At 67.2% G+C, this 7,331-nt stretch carries 9 protein-coding genes; 3 read left to right on the top strand and 6 right to left on the bottom strand.

All coding sequences use genetic code 11. From position 1 onward, the window contains the following. The 5 genes from VLA96_02175 to VLA96_02155 all read right to left on the bottom strand — a co-directional run. Positions 1 to 310, bottom strand: a 310-nt coding sequence (locus VLA96_02175; protein ID HSE47995.1) for a hypothetical protein, incomplete at its 3' end; no start/stop codon positions are given. A gap of 24 nt (positions 311 to 334) precedes the next feature. Further along, the gene (locus VLA96_02170) at positions 335 to 568 is read right to left on the bottom strand and encodes a hypothetical protein (protein ID HSE47994.1); all 234 of its coding nucleotides are present in this window, start codon (positions 566 to 568) and stop codon (positions 335 to 337) included. A 74-nt stretch (positions 569 to 642) separates the two neighbouring features. Then, entirely contained in the window at positions 643 to 1,656 is a 1,014-nt protein-coding gene (locus VLA96_02165; protein HSE47993.1) for an SH3 domain-containing protein, read from the bottom strand. A 68-nt stretch (positions 1,657 to 1,724) separates the two neighbouring features. After that, positions 1,725 to 2,816 carry an ATP-dependent 6-phosphofructokinase gene (locus tag VLA96_02160; GenBank protein HSE47992.1) on the bottom strand — a complete coding sequence of 364 codons (1,092 nt, stop codon included), beginning with the start codon at positions 2,814 to 2,816 and terminating at the stop codon, positions 1,725 to 1,727. A gap of 144 nt (positions 2,817 to 2,960) precedes the next feature. Next, positions 2,961 to 4,043: a beta-propeller fold lactonase family protein gene (locus VLA96_02155; protein HSE47991.1), complete on the bottom strand. Its 1,083-nt coding sequence runs from the start codon at positions 4,041 to 4,043 to the stop codon at positions 2,961 to 2,963. A gap of 145 nt (positions 4,044 to 4,188) precedes the next feature. Between VLA96_02155 and VLA96_02150 the strand changes: the two genes are divergently transcribed. The 3 genes from VLA96_02150 (at position 4,189) to VLA96_02140 (ending at position 6,814) form a co-directional block, all read left to right on the top strand. After that, a complete protein-coding gene (locus VLA96_02150) occupies positions 4,189 to 5,718 on the top strand; it encodes a M20/M25/M40 family metallo-hydrolase (GenBank protein ID HSE47990.1) in 1,530 nt (509 codons plus the stop codon). 233 nt (positions 5,719 to 5,951) lie between these two features. After that, complete coding sequence (locus VLA96_02145; protein ID HSE47989.1) at positions 5,952 to 6,311, top strand: hypothetical protein; 360 nt, start codon at positions 5,952 to 5,954, stop codon at positions 6,309 to 6,311. Between the two features lie 374 nt (positions 6,312 to 6,685). Next, entirely contained in the window at positions 6,686 to 6,814 is a 129-nt protein-coding gene (locus tag VLA96_02140) for a hypothetical protein (GenBank protein ID HSE47988.1), read from the top strand. Between the two features lie 142 nt (positions 6,815 to 6,956). Here the strand turns inward: VLA96_02140 and VLA96_02135 are convergent. Further along, the coding region (locus tag VLA96_02135; GenBank protein HSE47987.1) for a DUF2203 domain-containing protein at positions 6,957 to 7,331 on the bottom strand (375 nt) is incomplete at its 5' end.

Here is a 7,331-nt window from a genome sequence, read left to right as displayed (position 1 = left end):
CGTAATACGCAAACCCTTCGGGGACTGCGATGGCGATTGTCTCGGGAAGCTCTCCGGCGAGGCCGGCCGGCAGCCCACGCGGCGCCCGCCCGCTGACCAGCGCCTCCGCCAGCTCGTCGGTCAGCCGCGCGACCTCGGCCGCGGCCGCAGCGCCCGCGTCCGCCAGCCCGCACTCCAACTCGCCCGCCCGCAGCAGCGCGTCGAGCACGGCGTCGCCTCCGCCCGAAGCGGCGCGGCGACACGTTCCCTGCAATTGTTCATGGAGCGTCCGGACGGCGACCCGCCGCCGTCCGTCGCGGAAGACCAGCATGAGAGAGAGCCTTGCCGCGGGGCCTTAGGCGGCGTCTTCCTTCTTCTTGCGCGCCGCCCGCGGCGACCGCGCCACGTCGCCGTCCTTGTCGACGAAATACAGGAAGTTGTTGTCCCGCTCGACCGCGTTCGGCACCAGGATCTTCGTCTCGCCCTCGCCCGACTTCGCCTTCTGCGACACGTTCCCCTGCCCGTCGATGAAATACAGGTACTTCTTGTAATCGCGCTCGAGGTTCAGCTTCTTTACCTTTTCCGCCATGGTTTCCCTCGCTGAGAGTTGGATTCCCTAAGGCCCCGTTCCGATGCCCTGTTTCTGAGAGACTTCTGAGAGACCTACCGGCGCTTCCGCCCGCCCGCCGCCCGCTTGGGGGGCGGCTGCTCCCCGGGCGCCAGCGCCCGCCGCACCATCACCCCGTTCATCTTGTACTTGCGCTCCGTGACTTTGCCCTCGTCATCCCGCACTCGCAGGACGAAGTACGGCAGCTTCCCCTCCCCCGCAAACTCCTCCACCCCCACGCGGATCGGCAGCTCGCCCGCCAGGTTCCGCTCGCGATACGCCGTCTCGTAGCGGTCGCGCTTCGTGTTCCAGGTGAAGACGCGGATCTGGTTGTAGTCCTGCGGCTGGCCGTCTTTCGGCTCGCCCAGCGCCAGCAGGTACTGCGGCACCTTCTTGCCGCTGTCGTCCACCTCGTTCAGCATGAAGTACGCCACGATGCGCTGGCTCTCCGCGTATTGCGCCACCTCCAGCGGCGCATCGACGTCGATCATCCGCGCCAGCACCCACCCGGTCCGGCCTTCCGCGTCGCGCACCAGTCGCCAGTCCTCCACCACCGCCGCCGGCCCCTTCTGCCCTGGGTCCGCCGCCTGCGCCGCCTGCGCCGCCGCCCGCGTTCCCGGCTTCTCCGCCGTCGCGCGCGTCAGCACGTCGACCTTCTCGCCTTCCTTGAGTTGGTAGAGGTGTTCGGTGTCGCGCCCCGGCTCGACGTGCAGGTTGATGTCGTTGCGCGCGATCGCCTTGCCCTGCGCCGGCGCCACCTTCTCCTTGTTCGCCAGCGCCTGCGCCTGGCTGTAGACCGTCGTGCTCACCAGGTAGCGCTGCTCGACCCAACCCTCCACGCCGCCCGCGGTCCGCACCTTCACGAACCGCTTCTGCCGGTCCAGCACCACCAGCTTCTCGCCGTTCTTCGCCGACCCCACCTTGTTGTAGACGGCGGCCACGCGGTCGCGCAGCATCACCTGCGGCACCGCCACGTACATCTGCTCTTTGCTCTCTTCTTCTTTCTTGCCGCAACCGGCAGCCGCGACCAGCAACAACGCCACCAGCCAGCGGACATGCGCGGACTTCATCATCGCTTGACAGGAATATAGCAGGTAGGTCACGGCACGTCGGCAGCCACGGCCTTGCTGGGCGCCGCTCAGTCCCCGAAGCACACTCCGATGGCCTTCGCGATCGACACCATCTCGCCCTTCGGGTCCACCGTCTTCAGCATCCCCACCGCCTGCGAGATCGGCACGTCGTGGATGCGCGCTTCTTTCAGGCACACCATCCGCCCGAACTTCCCTTCCGCGATCAGGTTCACCACCGCCACCCCGAACCGCGTCGAGAGGATCCGGTCGAACGGCGACGGCGACCCGCCACGCTGGATGTGCCCCAGCACCGTCACCCGCGTCTCGCGCTTCGCGCACATCCCGATCGCCTCGCCCAGCGCGTTCCCGATCTGCCCCGGCCGCGGCGCCGCGCGCTTCTGCTCCGCGAACTTCCCCGCCATGTCCGACGGCATCTTGCACCCTTCCGCCACCGCGATGATCGTGAACCGCTTCCCCATCGCCTCCCGGTCCTTCACGAACTGACAGATCCGCTCCACCGTGAACGGGATCTCCGGGATCAGGATCACGTGCGCCCCGCCCGCGATCCCCGCTTCCAGCGCGATCCACCCCGCGTCCCGACCCATCAGCTCCACCAGCATGATGCGGTGGTGCGACTCCGCCGTCGTGTGGATGCGGTCGATCGCGTCCGTCGCCACGTGCAGCGCCGTGTCGAACCCGAACGTGATCTCCGTCGCCGACAGGTCGTTGTCGATCGTCTTCGGCACGCCCACGACCTTCAGCCCCTTCTCGTACAGCTGCAGCCCGATCTTCTGCGTGCCGTCGCCCCCGATCACGATCAGCGCGTCCATCCCCAGCAGCTGCGCGTTGTGCAGCACTTGGTCGGAGAAATCCTTCACGCGCTCGACCCCGTTCTCCACCACCTTGTACTTGAACGGGTCGCCGCGGTTCGTCGTCCCCAGGATCGTTCCGCCGCGCGGCAGGATGCCGCTCACGTCGTTCAGCGTCAGCGGCTTGGCTTTCTCCGCCGGCCAGATCAGCCCGTCGAATCCGTCCTGGATCCCGAGCACTTCGTAGCCGTACTTCAGCACCGCGGTCTTCACCGCCGCGCGGATCACCGCGTTCAGCCCGGGACAGTCCCCGCCGCCCGTGCAGATCCCGATCTTGCGCACCTGCGCCATTCGGTTGCTAAGAAAAGTCGCGCGGATTCTAGCAGGTTTCTCGTTTCTCGTTCCTTCGTTTCTCGCCTTCTCGCGGCGAGGTTGTGTCGCCCCATTTCCGCACGGGGGCTTCGAGGAACGAGAAACCAGGAACGAGAAACCGCTCTAGGGAGTCGTCACGATCGCCACCGGGCTCGTCCCGGCGCTCGTGGTCCCGCGGTCCGTCAGCACGCCGCTCGTCGTGTTGATGGTGTACATCTGCACGCCGCCGCCGTTGTTCACCACGTAGAGGAACTGGCCCGACGGGTCGGAGTTCACGTCCACCGGCGACGCGCCCGCCGCGAACGGCGACCCCGCGATCGTCGCCAGCCGGCCGTCGCTCGCCACCGTGAACGCGGTCACGTTGTTCGAGCCCGCGTTCGTCACGTACAGGAACTTGCCCGTCTCGTCGACCGCCAGTCCGGTCGGCGTCGTGCCGGCCGCCACCGGCGAGCCGCCCGTGCCGCCCGTCACCGCCGTCAGCGCGCCGTTCGAGTTGTTCACGCTGAAGATGCACACGCTGGTCCCGTCGGTGATATAGGCGAACCTCGCGTTGGGCGAGATCGCCACGCGGTTCGCGCCGGTGCACGGCGCCGGCGGCTGCACCGCCCCCGCCACCAGCGTTCCGTCGGTCTGGATCTTCAGCGGCACTACGCCCGCCGCGCCCACCGCCACGAACACGAAGTGTCCGCTCGGGTCCTCGACCATCGCGTTGGCCAGCGCGCCGCCCACCGGCACCGCCGTCCCCACGATCGTGATCACGCCGCTGGTGTTGTTCAGCGTGTACGACTCCACCGAGCCCGCCGTCGTCAGCGCGTACACGAAGCGTCCCGCGGGATCGACCGCGATCGCCAGATATCCCGTGCCCGGCGTGAAGGGCGAGCCGCTCACCGCGCCCAGCGAGCCGTCGTTGCGGTTGATGGTGTAGCCGGAGATGCCGCCGGCGTTGTTCGCCACGTAGACCCAGCGCCCGCTGCCGTCGGCGTCGATCGCGTTGGGATTGGTGGCCGCGCCGAACGGCGAGCCCGGCGCGTTGGCGAGCGCCCCGTTCGAGCCCACGGTGTACGCCGACGCGTTCCCGGAACCGTTGTTCGCGACGAACGCGAACTTCGCCTGGTTCGTCGGCGTGTCGTCGACGAAGAAGTCGCCGCAGCCGGCGAGCGCGACCAGCAGCGCGAGGGCGAGCAGCGGCTTTGCGACGAGTCTCATCTTGGCTCTACGGCCAGGGCAAGAATTGTAACAAGTCCGGGTGCCGCTCGCTTTTGACTTACATCCCGAGCCCGCCGCGGCGGGCTCGGAATGTTCCTAAACAGCGACCGTCTTCTATACTGCCCTTTCGCTCATGGAGGCCTGTTTGCTCTCTCGCTCGCGCTCGCTCGTCCTGTTCCTGCTGGTCGCCTCGCTCTTCTCCGCCGCGCAGTCCCACAAGAAAGACACCCGGAAGCCGCCGAAGAAGTCGCCCGCGGCCGCCGCGCAAAAAGACCCGCTCAGCGACACCCAGCGCGTCTGCGCGCGCTGCCTGCGCGCCAACCTCGAGTTCCTCGCCTCCGACGCCCTGCGCGGCCGCGGCTCCGCCACCCCCGACGAGCGCACCGCCGCCGAGTTCGCCGGCGCCCAGCTCCGCCAGTACGGCGTCGAGCCCGCCGGCGATAACGGCGCCTTCCTCCAGACCGGCACGATCGAGACGCCGCAGCTCGCCGCGCCGCCCACCCTCAGCTTCACCGCGCTCGCCGGCGGTCAGCCCGTCGTCCTCACCCACGGCAAGGAGTTCATCGCCTCCCGCAGCTCGGGCAAGAACGTCAGCGGCCCGCTGCAAAAACTCCCGAAGGAAGGCGGCACGCCGCAGAAGGGCGCCATCGTCTTCTGGCCGCTCGACACCAACCAGCCCCCGCAGGCCTGGTTCCGCCAGATCTTCACTGTGCTGCAAGGGGGCGCCACCGCCGTCATCATCCCCGCCTCCGACAACAACCTCAAGGGCTGGGACGCGCTCGCCCGCTCGCGCCCGCTGTTCCAGCGCGCGGTCGTCGGCGCCGCCAGGGGCGACGGCCTCGGCGGCGGCATCGAGCGCGACGTCCTGCTGGTGAAGCCCGAGGCCGCGCAGCAGCTCGCCGCGCTTCCCGAGGGCGCCGCCATCACGCTCGAGACCAAGCTGGGCGAGCCCCGCCGCGAGTACACCTACAACGCCGTCGGCATCCTCCACGGCACCGACCAGGACGCCGACCAGGACGTCATCCTGCTGACCGCGCACCTCGACCACCTCGGCCAGGGCGCGCCGGGCAACGGCACGCCGCCCCTCAAGGACGCCGCCGGCAAGGTCACCGACGACATCTACAACGGCGCCTGCGACGACGCCAGCGGCACCGTCGCCGTGCTCGAACTGGCCCGCGCCATCGCCGCCGGCCCCAAGCCCAAGCGCACCGTCGTCTTCGCGCTCTTCGGCGCCGAAGAGCTCGGCGGGCTCGGCTCCACCCACTTCCTCTCCCACTCCCCCGTCCCGCTGGCCAGCATCACCGCCAACCTCGAGTTCGAGATGCTCGCCTGGCCCGACCCCAAGCTCCAGCCCGACGTCCTCTGGATCACCGGGCACGACCGCTCCGACTTCGCCGACGAGCTGAAGAAGCACGGCGCCAACGTCGTCGCCGATCCCTATCCCGAACAGAACTTCTTCCAGCGCTCCGACAACTACGTCCTGGCCAAGAAGGGCGTGGTCGCGCAGACCATCGGCAGCTACGGCTTGCAGAAGGAGTACCACTCGCCCCAGGACGACCTCGCGCACGTCCAGTGGGAGCACTACACCCGCGCCGTGGACTCGCTCATCAAGCCCGTGGTCTGGCTGGTCAACTCCGACTTCAAGCCGCAGTGGAAGCCGGGGCAGAAACCGTAGTGGCCTGTGGCCAGTGGCTAGTGGCCAGAGCCTGCATTTTTCGCGCTTTTGGCGGCTTTTCGTGGGGTCAGGGCATCCCACTACTAGCGCCTCCGATTTCCCGCACGCGAGGTCCGGAAGGCGTAGACTGTAGATAGCGACGAAGACACAACCGCGCACTACTTCCCACCAAACCTCTTGCGCCTTCGCTACGAGTCGCAGGCGTTTCTTGCCGCGACGAAAGTAGGCGCACCATGGGCCCCAAGAAACACATCCTCACCATCAGCCGCGACCAGGTCCTCCAACACAGCCGAACGCTCTTGCTGCAGCACACCGGTTACACCGTGACCGCCTTGCTGGGTGATTCCGCAGTCAGCAAGTTCCTGGACGCGGCGGCCCGCCCGGCGCTCGATCTGGTGCTGATGTGCCACTCGGTGCCGGAGCCCAGCCGTGTCCGGCTGTGCGATGACCTCAAGCTGGCCTATCCCGACACGCCCGTCCTGATGCTCTACAACGGCTATGACCCGACGGCGGCGAAGGTCGACGGCCGCATCATGAACACCCACGACCCCAAGGCCCTGGTCGACGCGCTCACCATGCTGGTGCGGCCGTAGCCCCATTCGCTTCCTGGGTTCGTTCCTGTTGGCCCGATTGGAGCCTCGCAGGCGAATAAAGAGCGAAGTTTTCGCTTGACTTCGGGACCGGCCTGCGCTATTCATTGGTTATTTGAATCGCAGAACTATAGCATTATGAGAAGCGCGTGGCTGCCCCGCGCCCTCTGTGCCCCGCTCTGCCTTCGCTCTTTGAAAACTCGGCTCGCGGTAAACCATGGTGAACCACGGTAAACCACGGTAGAACCACGGTAAGAATCACGGTATGGATTCCCCTAAACCGCTGAAATGATTGCGTTAACGTCGTTTTCAAGCGAAACAGGGGGGGTGGGGGGGCGTGTACCGTGGTTTTGGCCCCGCGGGACTACAATCCCGCCGTGCTGGCCGCCCTGCTCGAGCTGCTCCTCGATCTCTTCCCTGTTGTCGGCGACCTGCTGTTTTTCTGGGTGGACTGGGGCGACGACGAAGACCTGAAGAACACCGGCCGCCGCCAGGACGTGATGTGATCCCCTCGGCGCGCGTCCCGCGCCCTTTCTTGATTGTCATCCCGAGCGAGTCCGCTCGCCGGGGCGAGCGGACGAGTCGAGGGACCTTGCGTTTGCTCTTTCAACGCCGAGGCTCTGATCGCTAATCGCTAATCGCTGATCGCTAATTGCTCGGCTTCTTAGCGTTCGCGATGCGGTCGTCGATGGGCTTGCGGCCGGCGAAGCCCTCATCCGTCGAGTGCCAGTGCGCGATGGACTTCTCGCCCAGCTTCCAGCACAGCAGGATGACGCGGTCCTCGACCACGCAGGGAAAATCCAGCAGCCCGATCTCGAGGTCCTTGACCTGGACGCCGGTGGAGTCGATCTCGGCGAGCGCGTCCTTCACGCGCTGCACTGCTCGCTCGCGCTCGTTCTTGCGCTGGGCCAGCGGCAGGATGTCGACGAAGGTGCCGCCGTTGAGGAAGATGCGGCTGGCCAGCGACTTGAACTCCTCGTCCACCTCTTCGGCGAACTTCTTGCCCTCCATCGCGGTGCGGAG

The organism is Terriglobales bacterium, assembly GCA_035457425.1.
Classification (GTDB): domain Bacteria; phylum Acidobacteriota; class Terriglobia; order Terriglobales; family Acidobacteriaceae; genus JACPNR01.
Note: the sequence above shows the minus strand (reverse complement) of the source record. Positions and strands in the feature narration are given on the sequence as shown.